This is a genomic window from Arthrobacter globiformis (assembly GCF_030815865.1).
GTDB lineage: Bacteria > Actinomycetota > Actinomycetes > Actinomycetales > Micrococcaceae > Arthrobacter > Arthrobacter globiformis_B.
Genome location: NZ_JAUSXI010000001.1, coordinates 1,940,107 through 1,963,128, shown reverse-complemented (window position 1 = coordinate 1,963,128; position 23,022 = coordinate 1,940,107). Strand labels below are relative to the sequence as shown.

The window sequence follows — 23,022 nt, the reverse complement described above, 5'->3', positions numbered from 1 at the left end:
CATGGCACTACCTCGCCATTTCACCGCGCCGGACATGGACCGCGCAGGGAATGGAGCGCCCCAGGAATGGAGCCGGGGCAACCCAAAGGAGACCGGAAATGTTCACCCTGCAGATTGAGCACGCCGTCAAGGACTTCGACACGTGGAAGGCGGCCTTTGACCGTGATCCCGCGGACCGTGCGGGCTCCGGCGTCGTAGCCCATCGGATCGGCCGCCCGGTGGAGGACGACCGGTCCATCGTGGTGGAACTGGATTTCGAGCGCCGTGACCAGGCTGAAGGCTTCCTGGCCAAGCTGCGCGAAAATGTGTGGAACTCCCCCGACGCCGCTCCGGCCCTGTCCGGCTCCCCGCAGACCCGGGTCATCGAGCTGGTGGGCTGACCACCGCGTAGTTGGCTCGCAACGCGGCTCAGGCGCGGTGGCAGATCGAGGTCATGAACGGCTGGAAGTCCTGGGCCTCCCGCAGCCGCAGTTCGGCCGTGTGAGTCAGCACGCCCTGGTCCACCCTGAAGGTGTGCCGGGCGGTGCCGCGGTCGCTGTGCCGCTCCACCGTGAGGGTCGAGTCGTGCCAGACGCCACGGGCCGGGGCTGACGGGGGCCGGCCCATGCTGTCAACGTAATACCAGAGCGTTTCGTCATGGTCGGGATCCACCGTGAAGACCCCGTGCCCCTCAAAGTGCGTGCCGTCGGCTTCGGTGTGGCGGTAGGACTGGACGACGGCGAACCCTCCGGCGGCGCGGGTGAATGTCACCTCCGCGGTGGCGGTGCGTGCCGGACCCCACGGCGAGGCAGCCAGCTCGGTGGTTCCCAGCCAGCGCCCGACGAAGATCTCGAGCGCCTCGTGCGCTGTGCCCGGTAGCGGCTGGTCCATCATTCCTCCTACGCCGGAAGTTCTGTGGATTCAGAGCCCGAAGGTTTCCGATTCGTCGAAGGGACCGACCACCGTCACGGTCCGGGGGGCCGCAGCCAGCTCACTGGCCAGCTCCTGGACCTGTTCCGCCGTCACGGCCTTGATGAGCCGCAGGGTCTCGTCGATGTCCTGGTATTCACCGGAGACCAGCTCGGCGCGGCCCAGCCGCGACATGCGGGAGCCGGTGTCTTCGAGGGCCAGGACGATCCCGCCGCAGAGCTGCCCGACCGCCTTGCGAAGCTCCTCTTCGGAGATGCCGCCGGCCGCGAGACTGTCGAGTTCGGCGCCGAGGAGTTCCAGGACCTGGCGCACCTTGGTGGGCGTGCAGCCGGCATACATGCCGAAGTAGCCGGCGTCGGCGTAGGAGGAGGCGAAGGAGTATGTGGAGTACACGAGCCCGCGCTTCTCGCGGATCTCCTGGAACAGCCGTGATGACATTCCGCCCCCGAGCACCGCGTTCAGCACGCTCATGACGTAGCGGCGCCCATCGGTGGCGACGATGGTGGGACAGCCCATGATGATGTTGGCCTGTTCCACCGGGCGGGTGACCACGTGCAGGCCCGCGGTGCCGGTGATCTCTGCGCGCTCGGTGGAGCGGCGCTCCACGGGAGCCGACCCGGACTCAAGTGACCACCCTGCTGAGTGGAGGGCATCCACCACAAGCCGGCAGACGACGTCGTGCTCCAGGCCGCCGGCGGCGGTGATCACAAGCTCGTCCGGGCGGTAGTAGCGGCGGTAGTGGTCCCAGACGGAGTCGCGCGCCACGGCGCGGATGGCGTCCGGAGTGCCGCCAATGGGCCGCCCGAGCGGGTGGGTACCGAGCACGGCAGCGACGAAGTGTTCATGGGCGACGTCTGTGGGGTCGTCGCTGTCCATGGCGATTTCCTCGAGGATGACGTCCCGCTCCTGCTCCATCTCTGCGGGGTCCAGCACTGCGCCGGTGATCATGTCCGCGATGACGTCGATGGCCATCGGCAGGTCCGTATCCAGCACGCGGGCGAAGTAGCAGGTGCTCTCCTTCGCAGTGGCGGCGTTGGATTCACCACCCACCTCGTCAAAGGCGGAAGCGATCTCAAGGGCGGTGCGCCTCTTGGTGCCTTTGAACAGCAGATGCTCAAGGAAGTGCGTCGAGCCGTGCTGCCCGGGGGCCTCGTCGCGGGATCCCACCCCCACCCAGAACCCGATGGTGGCCGAACGCTGCCCCGGCATGGCCTCTGTCAGGACGCGGACCCCGCCGGGGAGGACCGAACGGCGGACTTCCGAACCGCCGTCGGCTCCGTGGATCAGGGTGTCGCCGGGGTGGTTCTGCTCCAGCGGCAGGGGTACGACAGTCATCAAGGCCTTTCGGGAAGCGGAGCCAAATCTGCCTGCAATCGTACCAGCGGGCCCCGCCGTCGGCGTGGCTCTGACGTGGGCTGTTTTGCCGCCGCAAGCGGGTTTTGGGGTGGGTTAAAAGGGGCGGGGCCGGTGGTACAACCAACGGCCCCGCCTTTATCGGTTCCGGCAGCACGCAGCTAGCCGGAGCCTGGAACTACTCGGAAGCGTCCGAGCCTTCTGCAGGAGTTGAAGCGTGGACGCGCTCGGCGTCGCCGGCGCCTTCCTCTTCAGCCACTACCGGGGACAGGGACAGCTTTCCGCGGTCGTCGATCTTGGTGATCTCGACCTGGATCTTCTGGCCCACGGAGACGACGTCCTCGACGTTGTCCACGCGCTTGCCCCCGGCGATCTTGCGCAGCTCGGAGATGTGCAGCAGACCGTCCTTGCCCGGGGTCAGGGAAACGAAGGCGCCAAAGGTGGTGGTCTTGACGACCGTGCCCAGGTAGCGCTCACCGATTTCCGGAACCTGCGGGTTGGCGATGGCGTTGATCGCGGAGCGGGCGGCATCTGCCGACGGGCCGTTGGTGGCGCCGATGTAGACGGTGCCGTCGTCCTCGATGGAGATGTCCGCTCCGGTGTCCTCCTGGATCTGGTTGATCATCTTGCCCTTGGGGCCGATGACCTCGCCGATCTTGTCCACGGGGATCTTGACGGCGATAACGCGCGGAGCGAACTCGGAGAGCTCGTCCGGGGTGTCGATCGCGGCGTTGATGACCTCGAGGATGTGGAGGCGGGCCTCGCGGGCCTGCTTCAGTGCTGCCGCCAGCACGGATGCCGGGATGCCGTCGAGCTTGGTGTCCAGCTGGATGGCGGTGACGAACTCGGAGGTACCGGCAACCTTGAAGTCCATGTCACCGAAGGCATCTTCGGCGCCGAGGATGTCGGTCAGGGCGGCGTAGCGGGTCTGGCCGTCCACCTGGTCGGAGACCAGGCCCATGGCGATGCCGGCAACGGCGGCCTTCAGGGGGACACCGGCGTTGAGCATGGACAGCGTGGAGGCGCAGACCGAGCCCATCGAGGTGGAGCCGTTGGAGCTGAGGGCCTCAGACACCTGGCGGATGGCGTACGGGAACTCCTCGCGGGACGGCAGCACGGGCACGAGCGCGCGCTCGGCCAGGGCACCGTGGCCGATTTCGCGGCGCTTCGGGGAACCGACGCGGCCGGTCTCACCGGTGGAGTACGGCGGGAAGTTGTAGTTGTGCATGTAGCGCTTGCGCGTGACCGGCGACAGCGAGTCGATCTGCTGTTCCATCTTGAGCATGTTCAGCGTGGTAACACCCATGATCTGGGTTTCGCCACGTTCGAAGATGGCGGAGCCGTGAACGCGGGGCAGGACCTCGACCTCGGCGGTGAGCTGGCGGATGTCCGTCAGGCCGCGGCCGTCAATGCGGATCTGGTCCTTGAGGATGCGCTGGCGGACCACGTGCTTGGTCACGGAACGGAAAGCTGCAGACAGCTCCTTCTCGCGGCCTTCGAACTGCCCGGCCAAGGAGCCAACAACCTCGTCCTTCAGCTCGTCTGCTGCGTTGTCGCGGTCCTGCTTGTCAGCGATCTGGAAGACAGCGGTGAGCTTCTCCGCGGCAGCAGCCTCGACGGCGGCGTAGACGTCGTCCTGGTAGTCCAGGAAGACGGGGAACTCGACGGTGGGCTTGGCCGCGCGGGCGGCCAGGTCCTGCTGCGCTTCGCAGAGTGCCTTGATGAACGGCTTGGCAGCCTCCAGGCCCTCGGAAACAACCTCTTCGGTGGGGGCGGTGGCGCCCTGTTCCTTGATGAGGCTCCAGGAGTTGTCCGTGGCTTCGGCTTCGACCATCATGATGGCGACGTCGTCTCCGGCAACGCGACCGGCTACGACCATGTTGAACACGGAGTTCTCGAGCTGGGAGTGCTTCGGGAAGGCAACCCACTGCGAACCCTGCTCGTCGGCGACGAGGGCAACGCGGACGCCACCGATCGGGCCGGAGAACGGCAGGCCGGAGAGCTGGGTGGACATCGAGGAGGCGTTGATTGCCACGACGTCGTAGAGCTCGTCCGGGTTGATCGCCAGGACAGTGACGACGATCTGGACCTCGTTGCGCAGGCCCTTGACGAACGCGGGGCGCAGCGGGCGGTCCATCAGGCGGCAGGCCAGGATGGCTTCCGTGGACGGGCGGCCTTCACGGCGGAAGAACGAGCCCGGGATGCGGCCGGCGGCGTACATGCGCTCTTCGACATCCACCGTCAGGGGGAAGAAGTCAAAGCCTTCACGCGGGTGCTTGCCGGCGGTGGTGGCAGAGAGCAGCGCGGTGTCCTCGTCGATGTACACCATGGCTGCGCCGGCTGCCTGCTTGGCAAGGCGGCCGGTTTCGAAGCGGATTACACGCTTGCCAAAGCGGCCATTGTCAATAACTGCTTCTGAGAACTGGATTTCGGGACCCTCCAAGAGAGTCACCTCCGTTTCTTATTTGACGGAAGTCCAGCCGCATCAACCCAGCCAGCATCTGTCTACTGGCCCTGCACCCGGTCATCGATCGAGACCCACGGGCTTGCTTCAGTCAGCGAAGCTTCCCGGGGATCACTACCGAGGACCGCGAATGCGTGATGCGGTTGATCCTCCTGTTTAGTTTTTATGTACTGACGAGGCGGCCCGTTCCGGAGGAAAGGGCCGCCTCCAAACCAGACTAGCGGCGCAGGCCGAGACGCTCGATGAGCGAACGGTAGCGGGCGATGTCGGTGTTCTTCAGGTAAGTCAGCATGCGCTTGCGGCGACCAACCATGGCCAGCAGACCGCGCTGGGTGTGGAAGTCGTGCTTGTGCTCCTTCATGTGCTCAGTCAGATCCTTGATCCGCTGAGTCAGAACCGCAATCTGAACCTCCGGCGAACCGGTGTCGGCCTCAGACGTTGCGAAATCCTTGATGATGGACTGCTTTACGGCGGCGTCAAGTGCCACAATAACTCCTAGAGATGTGCCGTGAGGCCCGAGTCAGTAACTCACTGCCGGGGGTGCCGGACGGTATTCCGAAGAAGATTCCGAACAGGCAGGATCCAGCAACCACGGACTGCAGCCGGATCCACCGCTTAGTTTACCGGGCGTGTTGCAATCTTGTCGAAACGGCAACAGCGCTGCTCGGGGTTGTGGTTCAGGCATTTTGAAGCAGGTCGCGGATGGCCGCCATGCCACGGTGAAGTTCGGCAAAACCGGTGCTCAGCGGCGAAAGTCCAATCCTGATCCCCTGGGGCGCCCGGAAGTCCGGGATAACATCCTTCTCCCACAGCCCCGCAGTCACCTCGCGGAAGGCGGGATGGTCAACGGTGATGTGGCTTCCGCGGCGGTCTGGATCCCGCGGCGTGGCAAGCCTCACGCCGGCCGGCGCGAGCCAGGCATCGTGCAATTCCAGGGCATAGGCGGTGAGCTGCCGCGACTTTTCGCGGACGGCGGCCATGCCGGCTTCTTCAATCAGGTCCAGAGTGCCGCCCATGGCGATCATTCCGAAGATGGCCGGCGTGCCGCTCAGGAAACCGCGGATACCGGCGGCCGGTTCGTAGCCGGGCCCCATCTCGAACGCATCCTTCCGGCCCATCCATCCCCAGATGGGCTGCGCGAGTCCGGGCAGGTGCCGGTCATTGACGTAGGCGAAGGCGGGCGAGCCCGGCCCGCCGTTCAGGTACTTGTAGGTGCAGCCCGCGGCAAAGTCCACGTTCCAGGCGTCCAGCTGGAGCTCCACTGACCCGGCGGAATGGCACAGGTCCCAGACCACCAGCCCGCCGGCGTCGTGCACTGCCGCCGTGATGGCCGGCAGGTCCGCAAGGTAACCCGAGCGGTAGGCCACGTGGCTGAGGAGGACGACGGCGGTGGCCGGCCCCACGGCCTCCCTCACCTGATCGAGGTGGACACCGGAGGCGGGATCCGCCTCGATCCAGCGCAGCGTCAGCCCCTCCTCCTTGGCGATGCCCTCGACGAGGTATCGGTCGGTGGGAAAGTTGTCCGTGTCCACCACGATCTCTGTCCGCGCCGGATCTCCGACGGCGGCGAGGGCTGCCCGGATCAGCTTGTACAGCACCACGGTGGTGGAGTCGGCGATGATCGTCTGGCCGGCGGCGGCGCCCAGCACCGCTCGCCCCAGCTGGTCGCCGATGGCCCGGGGCATGTCCAGCCATTCCTCGTCCCAGCCCCTGATCAGGCGACCGCCCCAGCCCTCCTGGATGAAGGTGGTTATGTCACCCGCGGTCCGCTTGAGCGGGCGGCCCAGGGAGTTTCCGTCGAGGTAGGACAGCTCGCTGTCCGCGCCGACGAACAGGTCCCGGTACCGGGCCAGGCCGTCTTCGGCATCGAGGCGCGTGGCCTTTTGAAGCAGGGCCTCGCTTGCCTGGGCGGTCAGGTTACCCGCGCCATCCAGGGCGGTCACTGTCCGATCTCCGTACGCACGGCGAAGAGCTCCGGGAAGAACGTCAGCTCAAGGGCCTTTTGCAGGAACGCCGCTCCGGTGGAGCCGCCGGTGCCCGTCTTCATGCCGATGGTGCGCTGTACGGTGCGCAGATGCCGGAACCGCCACAGCTGGAAGTTGTCCTCCAGGTCAACGAGTTCCTCGCACGCCTCGTACGCTCCCCAGTTCTGCGCGGCGTTTTCGTAGATGTGCTTGAAGAGAGGCACCAGCCCTGGCTCAAACTCGTGCGCCCGGGTCACATCCCTGTTGAGCACCTCCTCGGGAACGTCAAAGCCCTGGCGGTGCAGGTACGCGAGGAATTCGTCGTAGATGCTTGGCGCGTGCAGGACTTCGGTCAGCAGGGCGTGGGCTTCGGGGTCTGATTCGAAGACGGGAAGCATCTTCCTGTTCTTGTTGCCCAGCACGAATTCCACGGCACGGTACTGGCTGGACTGGAATCCGGATGAATTGCCCAGGAACCCGCGGAATTCCGCGTACTCGGTGGGTGTCAGCGTGGCCAGGACGGACCACTGTTCGGTGAGGGTCTTCTGGATGTGCTTGACCCGCGCAATGCCCTTCAGGGCAGAACCGAGATCATCGGCACGCAGCCACTGGGCGGCACTGCGGAGCTCGTGGAGCACCAGCTTCAGCCACAGCTCCGTGGTCTGGTGCTGGATGATGAAGAGCAATTCGTCATGGTGTTCCGGGACGCTGACGGGCTGCTGGGCGCTGAGCAGCGTGGGCAGCTGAAGGTAGGACGCGTAACTCATGCGGGAACTGAAATCACGCACAATGCCCTTGTCCAGTTTCCTGGTGTTCTTCTCTACGGTCACAGCGTCGCCTTCCTTGCCAAGACTGTGTGATGCGGGACTGTGTGTTGCAGACCCAGGGGTGCAGGCGGGTCAGCGCTTGAGCAGGATGTCGTGCGTCTGCAGGACGTCCTGGCGCATCTGCTCCACGAGGGCTTCAGGCCCACGGTATGCCACCATGCCACGGAGCCTGGCCACGAACTCCACTACTACTGTCTGGCCGTACAGATCGAAGTCCTCGATGCGCTCTTCGGGCCTGTCGATGACGTGCGCCTCCACCTGGCGGCTCACGCCGTCGAAAGTGGGGTTGGAGCCAACGGAGATGGCGGCAGGCCAGCGCGTCCCCGCCTCGTCCACGAGCCAGCCCGCGTAGATGCCGTCCGCCGGAATCAGGCCGCTCGCGTCGCTGGAGAGGTTGGCAGTGGGGAAACCGAGGTCACGGCCGCGCGCGGCTCCGTGGACCACCTCGCCCCGCATTCGGTGCGCGCGGCCCAGGACCGCGGCGGCGGTGCCGACGTCTCCCTCCCGGAGCGCTTCGCGCACCCAGGTGGAGGAACAGCGGCGGTCCGTCCCGCCGTCGTCATGCAGCGGGAAGCCTTCCGAGCCGAACTCGCTGATCACCAGCACCTCGAAGCCGAACTTCTCCCCCAGATCCTGCATGGTGTTCAGGTCCCCGGAGTTGCCCTTGCCGAAGCGGGTGTCGTGGCCGATGACAACGTAGCTGGCGTGGAGGCTGTCCACCAGAACCGAACCGACGAACTCTTCCGGGGTAAGGCTGGCGAGCTCCAGGGAGTACTTCATGACCAGAACGGCGTCCAGTCCGAGCTCGCCGAGGGCCTGGAGTTTGTCCTGCAGGCCCATGATCAGCTCGGGCGCGCTTTCCGGCCTATGGACCAGGGCCGGGTGGGGGTCGAACGTCACCGCAACCGACTTGGCGTTGTTCAGCCGCGCGGTCCTGATGAGCTGTGACAGGACCTGCTGGTGGCCGCGGTGGACGCCGTCGAAATTGCCGATAGTGACAACGGAAGGACCAAAGTCTTCGGGAACCTCGGTCGGATCATTCCAGATGTGGACCATCAACCTCGCCTTTTACTGCCTGCCAGAACTTGCTTCCGGCGCGCCGGGGCCGGAACTCTCTAAGGTTACCCGCAATCCCTGCCGGTCACGGACGCCCCGGGTCACGGCGGGGCAGGTGACCTGGCGAACCGCGCTGGGGGGCAGCCCGGTGGGCCTACCGTCTGCAGGCACGCCCCGCTAGGATGCAAAGGCGGCGGCCCGGGCAGCACTGCCCTGAGCTTCCTGAGTTTTATTGGCGTTCTAACCGCAGGCCCTCCTGAACCGAACCCGCGGCATTCTTGGCGGCGGTTCGCAGCCGCAGCAGGCTCCGCTGACGGAGCAGGATCAGGAACCATCCACGCAGTCCGGTCCGGCACCAGGGAGATCAGGGCGGGAGGATCACTAGACCGGCCGCATTCCTGCACCGGCCGTGTCCCGCATCGGCAGTCCGGAACAGCTTCCTAGGCCGCAGGGGCCGCGGGCCGCCGTCGGTAAAGCCAGATGAGGCCCAGAATCGGCAGGATGAAGGGAACGAAGGCGTAGCCGCGGCCAAACGCGGACCACACGGTTTCGTGCGGGAACTGCACGGAGTCGAACAGGCTCAGCGCCCCCACGACAATGACGCCGACCAGTTCCACCAGGACGGCGACCAGGGAAACCTTGAACCATGTGCGGCCAGCCTTGGCCAGCGACACCGTAGCCACCACGTAGACGACGGCGGCGAAGGCGGAGAGCAGGTAGGCAAGCGGGGCTTCGGAGAACTTGGTGAGGATCTGGTAGCCGGCCCGCGCGGTGGCCGAGATCGCAAAGATGGCGTAGACGGCGATGAGGAGCCGGCCGGGACCGGTGTTCCTCGTGTCGGCAGGGCGCTTGCCGGTGTGCTTGGACGTATCAGTCACGTTGTGTGCTTCTTCCACTTCAGTACCAAATCTGATTCATGCGGGCGGCCATGACGAGGGCGGTAACGCCGACGGCCGCCAGGACAAAGTTGCTCCAGCGGGTCCGTTCCAGGATGGACCAGTACACTGCAGCTACCGGCAGCAGGAGCGCGGTGGCGAGGTAGCCCCAGAATTCCCAGGCCTCTCCCGCGATCTGCTCCCCCGCGATGACCCGCACCATCGAGCCCACGAGGTAGACCAACAGGGCCAGTTCGACGGCGGCCACCGAGAGGATGGTGATGTCGTTCGGGGCCTTCTTCATGATGCCGGCCGCCACGCAGATGAGCGTGGACAGCAGGCCGACGCCCAGGATGATGTAGAAATAGGCGTCCAACGCTAGGCCTGCCCGCCGCCATCGGCACCCGAACCGTCAGGAACGCCGGCGCCTGCGCCGGAACCGCCTGTGCCGGAACTGTTGGAGCCGCCGGGTCCCGTTCCCGGGGCGAAGACCAGCACGGGTTTGGCGAAGCTTCCGCTGTCCGCGAGCAGCGCCACAAGCGATCCGTCAGGCGCGAACGCGGCTGCGGGCTTTTCCGCTGTTGCGGCTGCCGGTGTGCCCGCAGCGGGTCCGGCCGGGATGCGCCGGCCGAAGGAAATCTCAGTGGTTTCGTCTGCGCTCAACTCCCGGTTGGGCATAAGCGCCCTGGCCGCCTGCGACATCTCGAGGATTTCGAGGTCTTCGGCGAGCTGCTCGAGGGTGCGTGCCTGGTCCAGCGAGTACGGTCCCACGTTGGTGCGACGCAATACGGTCAGGTGCCCGCCGACGCCGAGGGAGTTACCGAGGTCCCGAGCGAGGGCACGGATGTACGTGCCCGAGGAGCATTCCACCGTCACGTCGACGTCCATGACATCTGTATCGTGTCCGGTGGCTTGGTCCCGGCGGATTCCGTGGATGTCGAAGCGGTGGATGGTGACCGGCCGGGCGGCCAGCTGGACATCTTGCCCGGAACGGACGCGGGCATAGGAGCGTTCACCGTTGACCTTGATGGCGCTGACGCTGCTGGGCACCTGCTGGATCTCCCCGGTTAGGGACTCCACGCCGGAGCGGATGGCGTCCTCGGTCAGGGACGCCGCGCTCGCCCGGCTGACAACCTCGCCTTCGGCGTCATCGGTGATGGTGGATTCCCCCAGCCGGATGGTGGCCGTGTAGGTCTTGGACGTGCCCACGATGTACGTGAGGAGCCGAGTGGCCTTGTTGATGCCGAGCACCAGCACTCCGGTGGCCATGGGATCCAGCGTTCCCGCGTGGCCCACTTTCCGGGTACCGGCTATCCTCCGCATCCGTCCAACCACATCGTGGCTGGTCCATCCCTGCGGCTTGTCCACTATAACCAGTCCAGAAAGCACGCCTATCAGTATATCGGGCACGTGGCCCGCTCATCGGAGACGCTGCCGGGGCCGGCACTAGGATGGCAGTCATGCCCGAGCTTTCCGCGCACATACGCGACGTACCCGTGAACCAGATCCGCGAGATCACCGAGGCAGCGTGGCGCACCCCTGGGGCGCTGATCCTGAGCATCGGGGAGCCCGGGTTCCCGCTCCCCCGCCATGTCCTGGATGCGGGTATCGCATGCCTGGACCGTGACGAGACCAACTACACTCCAAACGCCGGTATCCCACCGCTCCGGGAGGCTTTCGCCACCAGATTCCGGGAGCAGTCCGGCGTAGATATCGGAGCTGACCGAGTCTATGTGGTGGACGGCGCCCAGCAGGGCCTGCACTTTGCCATGAGCCTGCTGCTTGCTCCCGGCGATGAAATCCTAATCCCCAATCCGGGCTATCCCACGTTTGCCATGACCAGCCGGCTGCTGCATGCCGTGCCCGTGGAGTATCCCCTGTATCCCGGCCAAGGTTTCCAGCCCCGGATCGCGGACATCGAGGCGCTCATCACGGACCGGACGCGCGTGCTGATGCTCAACTCGCCGTCGAACCCTTTGGGCGCCGTTCTCCGTGAAGATCTGACCCGGGAACTGGTGGAACTGGCCCGCCGCCATGACCTGTGGATCATCTCGGACGAGTGCTACGAGGCCTTCACGTTCGACGTCCCGCACGTGAGTCCTGCCCGGTTCGACAGCACCGAGCCCGGCGAGGCACGGGTGTTCACGTCGCTGACGCTGTCCAAGACGTATGGGCTCACGGGCCTGCGCATCGGGGCCTTGATCTGCCCGCCCGGCTTGGAGCAGCGGATGAATAACGTCATGGAGGCGATTGTTTCCTGCGTGGCGTCGCCGTCCCAGTATGCGGCGCTCGCCGCATTGACCGGTCCGCAGGACTATGTGTCGCAGGCCCACGCGCACTACCGCGCCAACCGCGACGCGGCGTCGGCAGTGCTGGCCGAGAAGGGCATTCCCTACCTGAGCGCGCAGGGGGCGTTTTACCTGTGGGCGGACGTCTCGCACGTGAGCGGCGGAAATGTCCGGGCCTGGGTCAAGCAGTTCCTCACCGAAGCCAGCGTCTCCTTTGCGCCCGGAACCGCCTTTGGCTCCATCGGCGAGGGCTGGATTCGGATTGCGCTGTGCGGGGACCAAAGCGATCTGGTCGAGGGCGTCAAGAGGCTCCCCCGCAGGCTCGCCGGGTAGCGAGCATCAGTAGTCGGTGCGTTCGGCGCTGCTGCGCCAGGCATCGAACGGGGCGCCCGACGTCGGGACCTGGGTATGGCTGACAGGCAACAGTTCGGGCCGTGTGCCGCCGAAGTATTCGTAGAAGACGGCGTCGTCGAATCCCGCGGCGGCTGCGCCGTGCCGGTCGGCCGCGAAATACACCCGGTCGATCCGCGCCCAGAGCGCTGCAGCGAGGCACAGCGGGCATGGCTCACAGCTGGCGTACAGAACGGCGCCACTAAGGTCGAAGTTCCGGGTCTCCTTGGCGGCGGTCCGGATAGCCACCACCTCAGCATGGGCGGTGGGATCGTTGTCCCGGGTGACCCGATTGACCCCTTCGTGGACGGTGCCGTCAGCTGTAACCACCAGCGCGCCGAAGGGCCCGCCGCCGGCCGCGACATTCCGTTCGGCCAGTGCCACCGCCTCGGTCAGGTATACGGTCACGTCTGCAGCAGATGGGTGGGGGCGCATGGTCTGATCATAGCCAGCCGGATGGTGATGCGGGACTGCCAGCTCACGTTCATTCCTTTTGGGGTCGGGAGTGGAAGTAGTTGTTGCGGCGGGGTTTTCGTTGGGGGTCGAGTTCCGGCGGGGGTTTGAACCAGGGGACCCCGCCGGTGACTTCGATGTGCCACCGCTCTTTGTGGATGAGGTGGTGGTGATGGCTGCAGAGCAGGACGCCGTTGCCGGTGCCGGTGGTTCCGCCCCGGGACCAGTAGGTGATGTGGTGGGCTTCGCACCAGGGTGCGGGGATGGTGCAGCCGGGGAAGGCGCAGCCCTGGTCGCGGGCGGTGATGGCTTTGCGGATGTGGGGCGGGAAGATCCGTGAGGCGCGGCCGATGTCCAGGACGCGTCCTTCGGTGCCGAGCACTATGGGGATGATGTCGGCGTCGCAGGCGATTTTGCGGATGGTGGCAGGGTTCACGGGCCCGCTGAACGCGAACAGGGCCGTTCCGCCGCCGGTCCGGCCGGTGTAGGCGGGATGCGGTTCTTGAGTGTCCCGGGCCCACTGTGCGTCTTGCGCTTTTTGATGGTCCTGCCGTTGTTGGAGTTCGGCGAGGAGGTCGCGGTAGTTGATGGTGGCCAGGATTTGGGGCCGGTGTCCGCCGTTGGCGGGCAGGGTGTCGGTGGTGAGGGCTGTTTGGCAGGCGCCGACGAGCCCGTCGAGCCGTTTCTGGCCCTGCGACCGGTGGTCCAGGGAGACCTCCGGGAGGCCTTCGGTGTCCCAGCCGGCAAGGCTGGCCGGTTCAGCGCGCCCGTCACCACCGGTCCCGTCGGGACCGGTTCCGTCAGCCCCGGTCCCGTCACTGCCGGTCCCGTCAGCCCCAGGGCCGTTTCTGGGTGTTGGGGTGCGGGGGTTGGTGGCGGTGTTCATGGCGGTGGTGAGGGTTTCGAACTGTTCGGCGGTGGCAAAAATTTCCAGATGCTGCAGTCCGTGTTTGGGCCGGCGGACGAAGGCCCCCTGGATTTGCCGGAGGGCCGCTTCGGATGGTTCGGTCCCGTCCTGGTCGATCGCCTCAATCCAGTGTTTGGCGACCCGGGTGAGGAAGTCGGCGTCGTTACTGATGGCGGTGCGGGTCAGTGCGTGTTCCATTTCGGCGGTGTGGGCCGGGGTGGTGAAATGCCGGGCCCGGTCCAGGGCCAGGGTGATGGTGGTTGCGGCGCGGAAGCTGATCTGGGCGGTGCTGCCCGCGGCGGCGAGTTCTTCATAGCGGGGCGGGAGCTGTTGGCCGCCGAACCCTGCCCTGGGCAGGACCGAGTCGGCCAGTCCGATCCGGCGTCGGGCCTCGGCGGAGCTGATCCGCAGCCTTCTTTGAAGGAAGTCGACACTGTTCCGGGACCCGTCATCCCCCGGCGAGGGGTCAGTAACGGGGACGGGGACAAGGGGTGATGCGGCAGCAGTTAGCGCTGCGGTGCGGGACCGGTCCACCGCCCCTGCGGCCATCACCTGCAGGTGCTCGACCCTCCGGGAGAGCTCCTCGAGCCGGTCCGCGAAATCCGCGGCCTGCCCGAAACCCCACAACGCAGCGTCCTCGGCGGTGATCGCGTCCGCTGACAGCAGCGCCAGGGCCTGACCAACCACGGCTGCCTCGCGGACGCGGGCGTCGCCGTCAACAGGAAGGCTCCGAAGAGCGTTGGCACCGGCAGTAGCCCACACGCCTGCACCGGGCCCTAAGGCCCGGTGATCGGCGAGTCCACCAATGGCTTCCATGGATCCAGTCTGGTGAGGGGGCTGACATTATTAGCCCTGTCGGCAAGCACCCGGAACTTTTTTGAATAGTCCTAATCCACAGCCCGACGCGACATTCCGAAGTCAGCACCGGCCCATCGACAGGCCCCGAAAGCCGGGCTTAGAATACGCGCGTCGGGGGACCCGATTTTCGGACCACATATCGGTCTCAATGTTTTGGATGCGCACCATAGACATTGGAGACGGCATGGAAAAGCAACGAGCACTTTTGGCGGCTGTCGCGGCTGCCTCACTCCTCTTGTCGGCGTCCCCGGCGGTCCATGCAGCCCCGGCAGGCAAGGCAGCAGGGAGCCAGTCCGCACCGACCGTGCTCACCAAAGGCCTGCTGAGCCCGCTTCATCTCAGCGACGGACCGGACGGTTCCGTTCTGGTCAGTGAGGAATTCGCGGGGAAGCTGACGAAAATAGCCCGGGACGGCAGCAAGTCGATGGTTTACCGAAACGCAGCCTGGGACGTGGCCGGCAGCGACCGCGGCGGCCGCACCATTTACCTGGCCGAGAGCCAAGGCGCCGGCCCCATGGATCCGAGGCCGCTGGCCGGACACATCAGAAGCATCGGCGCCGACGGCAAGCACCGCACCTTCGGCGACCTCGCTGCCCTGGAAGTGAAACACAATGCGGACGGCGGCACGAGCTACGGCTTCAAGGACCTTCCCGCCGCCTGTGCTGCCAAGCTGCCGAAGGACGTGGAGGTCTCCTACAAAGGCCACATCGATTCGCATCCCTATGGAATCGAGGTTTACGGGAGCACCATCTACGTTGCCGACGCCGGGGCCAACAGCATCGTCTCGGTTGACGTAAAGTCAGGCGAGGCTGAAACCGTAGCCGTGCTGCCGGCCCGGCCGCACACGTTCACCGCCAAGGAGGCCGCGGCCCTGAAACTTCCGGGCTGCATCGCCGGCCACACCTACCGCTTCGAGCCCGTGCCCACCGACGTCGAGCGCGGACCGGACGGCTGGCTTTACGTCTCCGTGCTGCCCGGCGGACCTGAGGACCCGGCACTGGGTGCCCGCGGAGCGGTGTACAAGGTCAATCCCCACAACGGCCGCGTCAAGCTGTTCGCCGATGACGTGATGTCACCCACCGGCCTGGACATGGACGACAACGGGCATGTGTACGTCGCGTCCCTGTTCGGTAAGGGCGTGCTGAGGCTGTCTGCACATTCAAGGGAGCAGACGGTGGTGCTTCCGGGAGTGCTCACGGCCGACGTCGACATCAGGGGCGAGACCATCTACGCGACGGTCAACTCCCTGCCGGCACCGAACGCGGCGCCGGACGGCCGTGTCGTGAAGGCCCCACTCGACGATTAGCAAAGTAAGGGCAGCAAAAAAGTAAGGGTGCGGCCGGATTGATTAGATCCGGCCGCACCCGTTCAGTGCATGATGGCATGAGCTCTGCGGCGCAGAACCGGCAACGTTAGCGGTTCCGGTCCTCGTCGATGGCGTCGTCATCCGCGAGGTCGAAGCCCTCTTCGTCGAAGTCGTCTTCGTCGATTTCCACGTCCGGCTGGACGTCGCTCTTGTACGGGTCGGCTTCACCCGCGGGCTTGGCGTTCCTGGCCAGTTCCGCCACCTCGGCATCGCGTTGCTTCGCGGTGCGGAGCAGCTCCTCGAGGTTGGACGCGTTCACAGGAATCTGGTCCGCGACGAACTCCAGCGTAGGCGTCAGCCGGACGGTGATGTTCCGGCCCACTTCCTGCCGCAGCACGCCCTTGGCCTTCTCCAGCCCCTTGGCGGCATCAGCCTGCACGGCCTGGTCGCCGAACACGGTGTAGTAGACAGTGGCATGCTGCAGGTCATTGGTCACGCGGGCATCAGTGACAGTTATCCCCTCAAGCCGGGGATCCTTCACCTTCCGGCCCAAGGCCTCAGCAACAACAACCTTAATCCGCTGCGCCAACTTGGCAGCGCGTGCCGGATCAGCCATGACATCCTCCTGGATGGAAATAGAAAACTGGGGCGCGCCAACGCATGGAACAACGTCAGCGCGTAGCGATTGTGGGGTCCAGCGAAGGGGCGGGGCCGCCGGAAAAATCCAACGGCCCCGCACCTGTAACGCTAAAACCGCTTAGACGCGCGGCTTCTCGCGCATCTCGAAGGTCTCGATGATGTCGCCTTCGGTGATGTCGTTGTACGAGCCAAGTCCGATACCACACTCGAAGTCCGTGCGGACCTCGGTGGCGTCGTCCTTGAAGCGCTTGAGCGTCTCCACCGTGAGGTTGTCGCCGATGATCTTGCCGCCGCGGCTGATGCGGGCCTTCGTGTTGCGTCGGATGGTGCCCGAGCGAACGATGGACCCTGCGATGTTGCCGAACTTGGAGGAACGGAACACTTCGCGGACCTCGGCGGTGCCCAGCTGGACCTCTTCGTACTCCGGCTTGAGCATGCCCTTAAGGGCCAGCTCAATGTCATCGATTGCTGCGTAGATGACGGAGTAGAAGCGCATGTCCACGCCTTCGCGGTCTGCCAGTTCGGCAACACGCTCGGCAGGCTTGACGTTGAAGCCGATGATGACGGCGCTGTCGACCGTTGCCAGGTTGACGTCGTTCTGCGTGATCGCACCAACACCGCGGTGGATGACGCGGAGCTGTACGCCTTCGCCGACGTCGATCTTGAGCAGCGCGTCCTCGAGGGCTTCCACGGCACCGGACACGTCACCCTTGAGGATGAGGTTGAGGGTGTCGATCTTGCCTTCGGCGACGGCCTGGTCGAAGTCTTCCAGGCTGATGCGCTTGCGGCGCTTGGCCAGCTGGGCGTTGCGGTCAGCGGCTTCACGCTTTTCGGCGATCTGGCGGGCCGTTCGCTCGTCGGAGGTCACCAGGAAGGTGTCACCGGCGCGCGGCACGTTGGACAGGCCGAGGACCTGGACCGGACGGGACGGCAGCGCGACGTCGAGGGCGTCGCCGTCTTCGTCGAACATGGCGCGGACGCGGCCGTGGGCCGTGCCGGCCACGATCGTGTCGCCGACCGCGAGGGTACCGGACTGCACCAGGACGGTGGCCACGGAACCGCGGCCCTTGTCCAGGTTCGCTTCGATGGCGATGCCTCGGGCGGCCTTGTCCGGGTTGGCCCGCAGGTCCAGCGCGGCGTCGGCGGTCAGGAGCACAGCGTCGATCAGTTCGTTGATGTTCAGGTTCTGGCGGGCAGAGACCTCAACGAACATGGTGTCGCCACCGTATTCTTCGGGAACCAGACCGTACTCGGTGAGCTGGCCCTTGACCTTGTCCGGGTTCGCGCCTTCCTTATCGATCTTGTTCACGGCCACGACGATCGGCACGTTCGCCGCCTGGGCGTGGTTGAGGGCTTCAACGGTCTGCGGCATTACGCCGTCGTCCGCTGCCACAACCAGGATGGCGATGTCCGTGACCTTCGCACCACGGGCACGCATGGCGGTGAACGCTTCGTGACCCGGGGTATCGATGAAGGTGATGTCGCGCACCGCACCCTCGTGCTCGTGGCTGATCTGGTAGGCACCGATGTGCTGGGTGATGCCACCGTGCTCGCCGGCAACGACGTCAGAATTACGGATGGCGTCCAGCAGGCGGGTCTTACCGTGGTCAACGTGACCCATGACGGTGACTACCGGAGGACGAGCCTCGAGGTCTTCATCGCCTTCGGCTTCGAGCTCGGCTTCGAAGTCGATGTCGAAGCTGGAGAGCAGCTCGCGCTCCTCGTCCTCGGGCGAAACGACCTGCAGCTTGTAGCCGAGTTCCTCGCCGAGCAGGGCAAAGGTGTCCTCGTCCAGCGACTGGGTTGCCGTTGCCATTTCACCGAGGTGGAAGAGCACGGTAACCAGTGCGGCGGGGTTCGCCTCGATCTTGTCAGCGAAGTCCGTGATGGAGGAGCCACGGCGCAGCCGGATAACGGTGTTGCCGTCGCCGCGGGGTACGCTCACGCCACCCAGCGACGGTGCGCTCATCTGCTCAAGTTCCTGGCGCTTTGCGCGCTTCGACTTGCGCTGCTTGCCGCGGCCAGCGCCGCCCTTACCGAACGCACCCTGGGTGCCACCGCGACCGCGGCCACCCTTGCCGAAGCCACCGCCGGCCGGAGCACCGCCGCCGCCACCGGGACCGCCGGTACCGGGAGCGCCGGGACGGCCGGGACCGCCGGGACCGCGGCCGCCGCCACCGGGACGCCCGGCACCTGCAGGTGCGGGACGCTCGGTGCGGTTAGGCATCATGCCAGGCGTGGGCCGGTTTCCACCAGCACCCGGGCGGGGACCGCCGGGACGGGCGCCGCCTGCGCCAGCCGCAGGACGCGGGCCGGGCGTAGCGCCGGGACGCGGAGCGCCGGGGCGGGGTCCGCCTGCACCGGCTGCCGGACGCGGGCCGCCGGGACGCTCGCCGTCAGTGCGGCCGCCGCCGGGACGGGGCATGCCCTGGGAAGTTGCAAACGGGTTGTTGCCCGGGCGGGGCGGACGGTCGCCGTCTCCACCGCGGCCGCGGGGCATGCCCTGGGACGTGGCGAAGGGGTTGTTGCCGGGGCGGGGGCCACCGGGACGCGGAGCGCCGCCCGGACGCGAGGGAGTCTCAGCCTTGGGCGCGGGACGTGCTCCCGGCTTGGCACCAGTGGAGGGCGCAGCAGGCGCCGAGGCAGCCGGAGGCGCCGAGGCAGCCGGAGGCGCCGAGGCAGCCGGAGCTGCGGGAGCAGCCGGAGCTGCAGGCGCCTCGGCCTTGGGGGCCGGTGCCGGTGCGGGAGCCGGAGCCGGAGCAGGCGCCGCAGCCTTGGGGGCAGCGGGGCCGGGAGCCGGCGCGGGACGGGATTCCGCCGGCTTGGCCGGGGACTTGGGGGCGGCTGCGGGAGCTTCGGACTTCGAAGCGGCGGCAGCCGGGAACGCGTTGCGGAGTTTCCGCACCACGGGGGCCTCAATGGTGGAAGAGGCGGAGCGAACAAATTCGCCCAGTTCCTGCAGTTTGGTTACTGCATCTTTGGAAGTAATACCGAGCTCTTTTGCAAGCTCATGTACGCGGACCTTGGCCACATTTCTCCTGTCTCGGTCCGCACCGAGCCAGGCACGAACCGTCTACTTCTTACTGCGGGCCCCCGCTGCGTTTACAGCTGAAAGGCCCATTGCAGAGCGCAACAAAGTTGTCATCGTTACGCGCTCATCGCTGGGAACTCATCGGGTTTCCATCAGATTTCTGACCCGCTTTCAGGTTGGACGGTTGGTACTGCAGACGCCGGGACGTCCGCAGCGTGCGCTCCTGCCGTTATCCGGCGTTCGACGGCGGCGGTTCCGGTTGACCCGTTGAGGGCCCTCCCGAAGGCTCGCCGCTTGACCGCCAGGGCCAGGCACGCTTCGCTGGGGTGCAGCCATGCACCCCGGCCAGCCATCCGGCGTCGTTCATCCACCACGACGGCGGACGAACCGCCGGTGTCGGAGACGAGCCGGAGCAACTCTGACCGCGGCCCCTTTTTCCGGCATCCGATGCAGGTACGCTGCGGCTGATTCCCGAGTTGTTGCACATGTGCCACTGCCGAGTATCTTCCTGCCTGTACCTATCTGCCTGCCCGGCCACCCTTCACTGCCTTTCGGCAGGACCTGCTTGCGGCAGGAACCCGGGCGCACGAACACGCTGATGCCGGCCGCTAGGCGCGGCCACGTTCTATTCTAGCCCCTGACAGGCCCCATACTCGAAACCGGAAATCGAAACTGCCCGCCGCGGGGACGGGCAGATCGGTCGAGGTCAGGGCTTGTGACCGGACGGTCTGGTCTCCGTCCGGCGCAGCGCTAACCGCGGGGAGCGGCGGCGTCGGAGACGATATCGATGCGCCACCCCGTCAGCTTGGCGGCGAGGCGGGCGTTCTGGCCCTCCTTGCCGATAGCAAGGGAGAGCTGGTAGTCGGGCACCACGACGCGGGCCGAGCGGGTGGCCTCGTCCGTGATGGTGACTGAATTCACACGCGAGGGCGACAGTGCGCTGGCGATGAAGGTGGCCGGATCCTCGCTGAAGTCAACGATGTCGATCTTTTCGTCGTTCAGTTCGGTCATGACCGCCCGCACGCGCGAACCCATTTCGCCGATGCACGCGCCCTTGGCGTTGATGCCCTGGGTGTTTGCCTTAACCGCGATCTTGGTGCGGTGCCCGGCTTCGCGGGCCAGGGCGACGATCTCCACGGAGCGGTCGGCGATCTCGGGGACCTCCAGTTCGAAAAGCTTCCGAACCAGGCCCGGGTGCGAACGGGACAGGGTGATGGACGGGCCCTTGGTGCCGCGGTGCACGTCGATCACGTACGCGCGCAGCCGGTTCCCGTGGAGGTACTTCTCCCCCGGCACCTGCTCGGGCGGAGGAAGCAGGGCTTCCACGCTGCCCAGATTCACCTGGATCATGTGCGGGTTGTTGCCCTGCTGGATCAGCCCGGCAACAAGTTCACCCTCGCGGCCCTTGAATTCGCCCAGGACGTTGTCGTCCTCAACGTCGCGCAGCCGCTGCAGGATGATCTGCCGGGCGGTGCTGGCGGCGATGCGGCCGAACCCGGCCGGCGTGTGCTCGAACTCGCCGATGGGTGCGCCGTCATCGTCGATTTCCGTGGCCCAGATGGTCACGTGGCCGCTCTTGCGGTCCAGCTCCGCGCGGGCTTTCTCGAAGGCGCCCGGTGACTTGTGGTATGCGACGAGCAGGGCCTGCTCGATCGTGGGGATGAGGAGATCCAGCGGGATTTCGCGCTCACGCTCCAGGAGTCTCAGCGCGCTCATGTCAATATCCATCAGGCCTCCTCAGAAGGTCCATTGTGCTCAGTTTCCAGACCGGCCTCGTCGAGGCGGCTGAACTCAATTTCGACTTTTCCGCTGCGGATCTTGTCGAAAGGAAGTTTTACGGGGTCGCCCTGCTTGGGCTTCATGCCCTTTTTCACGGCGATTTCGGGAACGAGGGTCACGCCGGCATCGTCAACGGAGCTGATCCTGCCCGTAACGTTCTCGCCTTGGATCACGTTGACCGCAACCATCCGGCCGCGGGCGCGGTGCCAGTGCCGGGGCTCGGTCAGCGGCCTGCCCACGCCGGGCGATGAAACTTCGAGGTCATAGGGACGGCTGTCCGTGCCGGGGTCGCTGTCCAGGATGTCGGAGAGCTCCTTGGAGATGTCTGCGATGACGTCAAGGCCCACCCCTCCCGTTTCCTCCTGCGGCAGATCCACCACTACGTGGACCACGCGGTTGGAACCTGCGATGTGGATGGCAACATCCTCGAGGTAAAGCCGGTGCGACTGGACCGCGGGCGCCAGCAGCGCCCGGAGGCGCTCAGCCTCGGGATTGTGGACAGCCGCGGGTTCAGCCTTTCCCGCGTCGGTCCGGTCTGATGAAGTCGTGGCTTCTGCATTGCTCACGATGCCGGCCGCCTCCCGTTAGATGATGTTGTGACTACTAGCGTAGCGATTTTCCGGGCAGCTTGGTGCACGGACTTCCACGCGGCCGTGACAACATGGTCTGTTGTGAATGACGACAGCGGGCGAAAAAGAAGGACGGCCAGCTATCTCCGGTATGGCCTGCTGGCACTCGCCGCATTCCTGGTGCTGAGCCTCGGTTTTGCGCTGGTTCCGCGGGAATCCCCGGCACCGGCAGCTCCTCCTTTCTCCGAGCAGGCGCGCGCCGCCGCCCTCGCTCAAACCCTGGACCTGAGGGCTGCAAGCCAGCAGCTCGCGGACGGGTCGTCCGGCGCGCGGCGGCAGCTGTTTTCCCACACTGTGACTTTGCTGACTACGCAGGCACGGGCGCTCCTTCTTCCGGGCGGCGCCACCGCCACTTCAGCGGCCGGCGCAGGTTCAACGGCAGGGGCGCCGGGAACCGCCGGTCCGTCCGCCACAGCGTCATCGGGGTCAGCACCGTCGCGACCGGCCACGCTGCCCGCGCTGATCGCTGCACTGTCCAAGAGCGGCAAGGAACGCCTCGTCCATGCGGAGAAGGCCGACGGCGGGATGGCCCGCCTGCTCGCCGCGGTAGGAACCGCTCAGCTGCTTCAGGCGACGACGCTGGCACAGGTTGCCGGGACGCCGCCGCCTACCCTTTCAGCGCCGGCGACAACGCAGCGAAACGCGGCCACGGCGTGCTCCGCTACCAGCCCCTCAGGCGGTAGCGCCCAATCAGGCAACAGCGCCGAGGCAGGCGGTGACGCCCAGCCAAGCAACAGTGGCCAGTCCACCAAATCAGCGGAACCGTCTGACAGCGCCACGCTCGCTGCCGCCCTGAACCGGGTGGTCCGGACAGAAGTTGAGACGGTGTACGGCTACCAGGTGGCGCTGACGCGCCTGGCCGCGCCGGCCGCGGACCAGGCGAGGGCCCTGTTGGCCACGCATGAAACCCTCGTTGGCCAGGCCGAGGCCTACACCCGCGCTCATTGCGTGTCCGTTCCCCCCCGTGAACCGGGCTACACCCTGGGCACCTCGTTCCTGCAGAAGCCGGCTGCGGGGCTGGCCAGCCTTGAAGCCGGAACGCTCCCGGTCTACGGCGACCTTGTGGCGCTGAGTGAGGGTGAGACACGGCGGTGGGCTGTCTCCTCGCTGGTCGCGGCTGCCCAGCGGACCACGCGCTGGGGGTCCGATCCCGGCCCCGTACCCGGAATTGTGCTGGACACCGCGCTCCTGCCGGAGCTTCCGGAACCGCCTGCGCCCTCACCGCGCCAGACCGACGGCGGCGCAGCGTAACACCCGCCGAACCCTAAGCACGGGTCGGCCGGAGACATCCCAC

21 protein-coding genes are annotated in these 23,022 nt (G+C 66.3%); 4 read left to right on the top strand and 17 right to left on the bottom strand.

What is annotated here, in order from left to right; translation table 11 throughout:
- Positions 1 to 98: 98 nt before the first annotated feature.
- The gene (locus QFZ33_RS08955) at positions 99 to 380 is read left to right on the top strand and encodes a hypothetical protein (protein WP_307026707.1); all 282 of its coding nucleotides are present in this window, start codon (positions 99 to 101) and stop codon (positions 378 to 380) included.
- Positions 381 to 408: 28 nt separating this feature from the next.
- Here the strand turns inward: QFZ33_RS08955 and QFZ33_RS08950 are convergent, their stop codons facing one another.
- The 10 genes from QFZ33_RS08950 to truB form a co-directional block, all read right to left on the bottom strand.
- Entirely contained in the window at positions 409 to 870 is a 462-nt protein-coding gene (locus tag QFZ33_RS08950) for a DUF1579 family protein (RefSeq protein ID WP_307026706.1), read from the bottom strand.
- A gap of 30 nt (positions 871 to 900) precedes the next feature.
- Complete coding sequence (locus QFZ33_RS08945) at positions 901 to 2,244, bottom strand: M16 family metallopeptidase (RefSeq protein WP_307026704.1); 1,344 nt, start codon at positions 2,242 to 2,244, stop codon at positions 901 to 903.
- A 196-nt stretch (positions 2,245 to 2,440) separates the two neighbouring features.
- Positions 2,441 to 4,705 (bottom strand): polyribonucleotide nucleotidyltransferase, encoded by a 2,265-nt coding sequence (locus tag QFZ33_RS08940; RefSeq protein ID WP_214851281.1) that lies wholly within the window; start codon positions 4,703 to 4,705, stop codon positions 2,441 to 2,443.
- A 238-nt stretch (positions 4,706 to 4,943) separates the two neighbouring features.
- A complete protein-coding gene (rpsO, locus tag QFZ33_RS08935) occupies positions 4,944 to 5,213 on the bottom strand; it encodes a 30S ribosomal protein S15 (protein WP_214850821.1) in 270 nt (89 codons plus the stop codon).
- 190 nt (positions 5,214 to 5,403) lie between these two features.
- Complete coding sequence (kynU, locus tag QFZ33_RS08930; RefSeq protein ID WP_373427341.1) at positions 5,404 to 6,660, bottom strand: kynureninase; 1,257 nt, start codon at positions 6,658 to 6,660, stop codon at positions 5,404 to 5,406.
- Positions 6,661 to 6,665: 5 nt separating this feature from the next.
- Entirely contained in the window at positions 6,666 to 7,520 is an 855-nt protein-coding gene (kynA, locus tag QFZ33_RS08925; protein ID WP_307026700.1) for a tryptophan 2,3-dioxygenase, read from the bottom strand.
- Positions 7,521 to 7,589: 69 nt separating this feature from the next.
- A complete protein-coding gene (locus QFZ33_RS08920; protein WP_307026698.1) occupies positions 7,590 to 8,573 on the bottom strand; it encodes a bifunctional riboflavin kinase/FAD synthetase in 984 nt (327 codons plus the stop codon).
- 440 nt (positions 8,574 to 9,013) lie between these two features.
- Entirely contained in the window at positions 9,014 to 9,469 is a 456-nt protein-coding gene (locus QFZ33_RS08915) for a hypothetical protein (RefSeq protein WP_373427248.1), read from the bottom strand.
- A gap of 1 nt (position 9,470) precedes the next feature.
- A complete protein-coding gene (locus QFZ33_RS08910; RefSeq protein ID WP_307026696.1) occupies positions 9,471 to 9,824 on the bottom strand; it encodes a hypothetical protein in 354 nt (117 codons plus the stop codon).
- A gap of 2 nt (positions 9,825 to 9,826) precedes the next feature.
- The gene (gene truB, locus QFZ33_RS08905; protein ID WP_307026694.1) at positions 9,827 to 10,837 is read right to left on the bottom strand and encodes a tRNA pseudouridine(55) synthase TruB; all 1,011 of its coding nucleotides are present in this window, start codon (positions 10,835 to 10,837) and stop codon (positions 9,827 to 9,829) included.
- Between the two features lie 71 nt (positions 10,838 to 10,908).
- Between truB and QFZ33_RS08900 the strand changes: the two genes are divergently transcribed.
- A complete protein-coding gene (locus QFZ33_RS08900; protein WP_307026693.1) occupies positions 10,909 to 12,069 on the top strand; it encodes a pyridoxal phosphate-dependent aminotransferase in 1,161 nt (386 codons plus the stop codon).
- Positions 12,070 to 12,075: 6 nt separating this feature from the next.
- On the opposite strand, the gene QFZ33_RS08895 is transcribed toward QFZ33_RS08900, so the two are convergent.
- Entirely contained in the window at positions 12,076 to 12,561 is a 486-nt protein-coding gene (locus QFZ33_RS08895) for a nucleoside deaminase (RefSeq protein ID WP_307026691.1), read from the bottom strand.
- 49 nt (positions 12,562 to 12,610) lie between these two features.
- Positions 12,611 to 14,302, bottom strand: a complete 1,692-nt coding sequence (locus QFZ33_RS08890; protein ID WP_307026688.1) for an HNH endonuclease signature motif containing protein — start codon at positions 14,300 to 14,302, stop codon at positions 12,611 to 12,613.
- Positions 14,303 to 14,528: 226 nt separating this feature from the next.
- On the opposite strand from QFZ33_RS08890, the gene QFZ33_RS08885 reads away from it, so the two are divergent.
- The gene (locus QFZ33_RS08885; protein WP_307026687.1) at positions 14,529 to 15,650 is read left to right on the top strand and encodes a ScyD/ScyE family protein; all 1,122 of its coding nucleotides are present in this window, start codon (positions 14,529 to 14,531) and stop codon (positions 15,648 to 15,650) included.
- A gap of 106 nt (positions 15,651 to 15,756) precedes the next feature.
- Here QFZ33_RS08885 and rbfA read toward each other — a convergent pair whose 3' ends face one another.
- The 5 genes from rbfA to rimP all read right to left on the bottom strand — a co-directional run bounded on the left by rbfA (position 15,757) and on the right by rimP (position 21,665).
- Positions 15,757 to 16,266: a 30S ribosome-binding factor RbfA gene (gene rbfA / locus QFZ33_RS08880; RefSeq protein ID WP_307026685.1), complete on the bottom strand. Its 510-nt coding sequence runs from the start codon at positions 16,264 to 16,266 to the stop codon at positions 15,757 to 15,759.
- Positions 16,267 to 16,407: 141 nt separating this feature from the next.
- Positions 16,408 to 19,320, bottom strand: a complete 2,913-nt coding sequence (gene infB, locus QFZ33_RS08875; protein WP_307026683.1) for a translation initiation factor IF-2 — start codon at positions 19,318 to 19,320, stop codon at positions 16,408 to 16,410.
- A gap of 152 nt (positions 19,321 to 19,472) precedes the next feature.
- Positions 19,473 to 19,805 (bottom strand): YlxR family protein, encoded by a 333-nt coding sequence (locus QFZ33_RS08870; RefSeq protein ID WP_307031735.1) that lies wholly within the window; start codon positions 19,803 to 19,805, stop codon positions 19,473 to 19,475.
- 265 nt (positions 19,806 to 20,070) lie between these two features.
- A complete protein-coding gene (nusA, locus tag QFZ33_RS08865; RefSeq protein ID WP_307026681.1) occupies positions 20,071 to 21,048 on the bottom strand; it encodes a transcription termination factor NusA in 978 nt (325 codons plus the stop codon).
- The gene (rimP, locus tag QFZ33_RS08860) at positions 21,048 to 21,665 is read right to left on the bottom strand and encodes a ribosome maturation factor RimP (protein ID WP_307026679.1); all 618 of its coding nucleotides are present in this window, start codon (positions 21,663 to 21,665) and stop codon (positions 21,048 to 21,050) included. The genes nusA and rimP overlap by 1 nt, the downstream gene beginning before the upstream one ends.
- A 30-nt stretch (positions 21,666 to 21,695) precedes the next feature.
- Here rimP and QFZ33_RS08855 point away from each other — a divergent pair, with 30 nt between their 5' ends.
- Positions 21,696 to 22,979 carry a DUF4439 domain-containing protein gene (locus tag QFZ33_RS08855; RefSeq protein WP_307026677.1) on the top strand — a complete coding sequence of 428 codons (1,284 nt, stop codon included), beginning with the start codon at positions 21,696 to 21,698 and terminating at the stop codon, positions 22,977 to 22,979.
- The last annotated feature ends 43 nt before the right edge of the window (positions 22,980 to 23,022 follow it).

Bases quoted from the DNA above. Each gene is read 5' to 3' on its own strand.
- QFZ33_RS08900 (WP_307026693.1), top strand. From the start codon at position 10,909: ATGCCCGAGCTTTCCGCGCACATACGCGACGTACCCGTGAACCAGATC.
- QFZ33_RS08955 (WP_307026707.1), top strand. From the start codon at position 99: ATGTTCACCCTGCAGATTGAGCACGCCGTCAAGGACTTCGACACGTGG.
- QFZ33_RS08920 (WP_307026698.1), bottom strand. From the start codon at position 8,573: ATGGTCCACATCTGGAATGATCCGACCGAGGTTCCCGAAGACTTTGGT.
- nusA (WP_307026681.1), bottom strand. From the start codon at position 21,048: ATGGATATTGACATGAGCGCGCTGAGACTCCTGGAGCGTGAGCGCGAA.
- rbfA (WP_307026685.1), bottom strand. From the start codon at position 16,266: ATGGCTGATCCGGCACGCGCTGCCAAGTTGGCGCAGCGGATTAAGGTT.
- QFZ33_RS08890 (WP_307026688.1), bottom strand. From the start codon at position 14,302: ATGGAAGCCATTGGTGGACTCGCCGATCACCGGGCCTTAGGGCCCGGT.
- QFZ33_RS08945 (WP_307026704.1), bottom strand. From the start codon at position 2,244: ATGACTGTCGTACCCCTGCCGCTGGAGCAGAACCACCCCGGCGACACC.
- QFZ33_RS08885 (WP_307026687.1), top strand. From the start codon at position 14,529: ATGGAAAAGCAACGAGCACTTTTGGCGGCTGTCGCGGCTGCCTCACTC.
- QFZ33_RS08950 (WP_307026706.1), bottom strand. From the start codon at position 870: ATGGACCAGCCGCTACCGGGCACAGCGCACGAGGCGCTCGAGATCTTC.
- QFZ33_RS08895 (WP_307026691.1), bottom strand. From the start codon at position 12,561: ATGCGCCCCCACCCATCTGCTGCAGACGTGACCGTATACCTGACCGAG.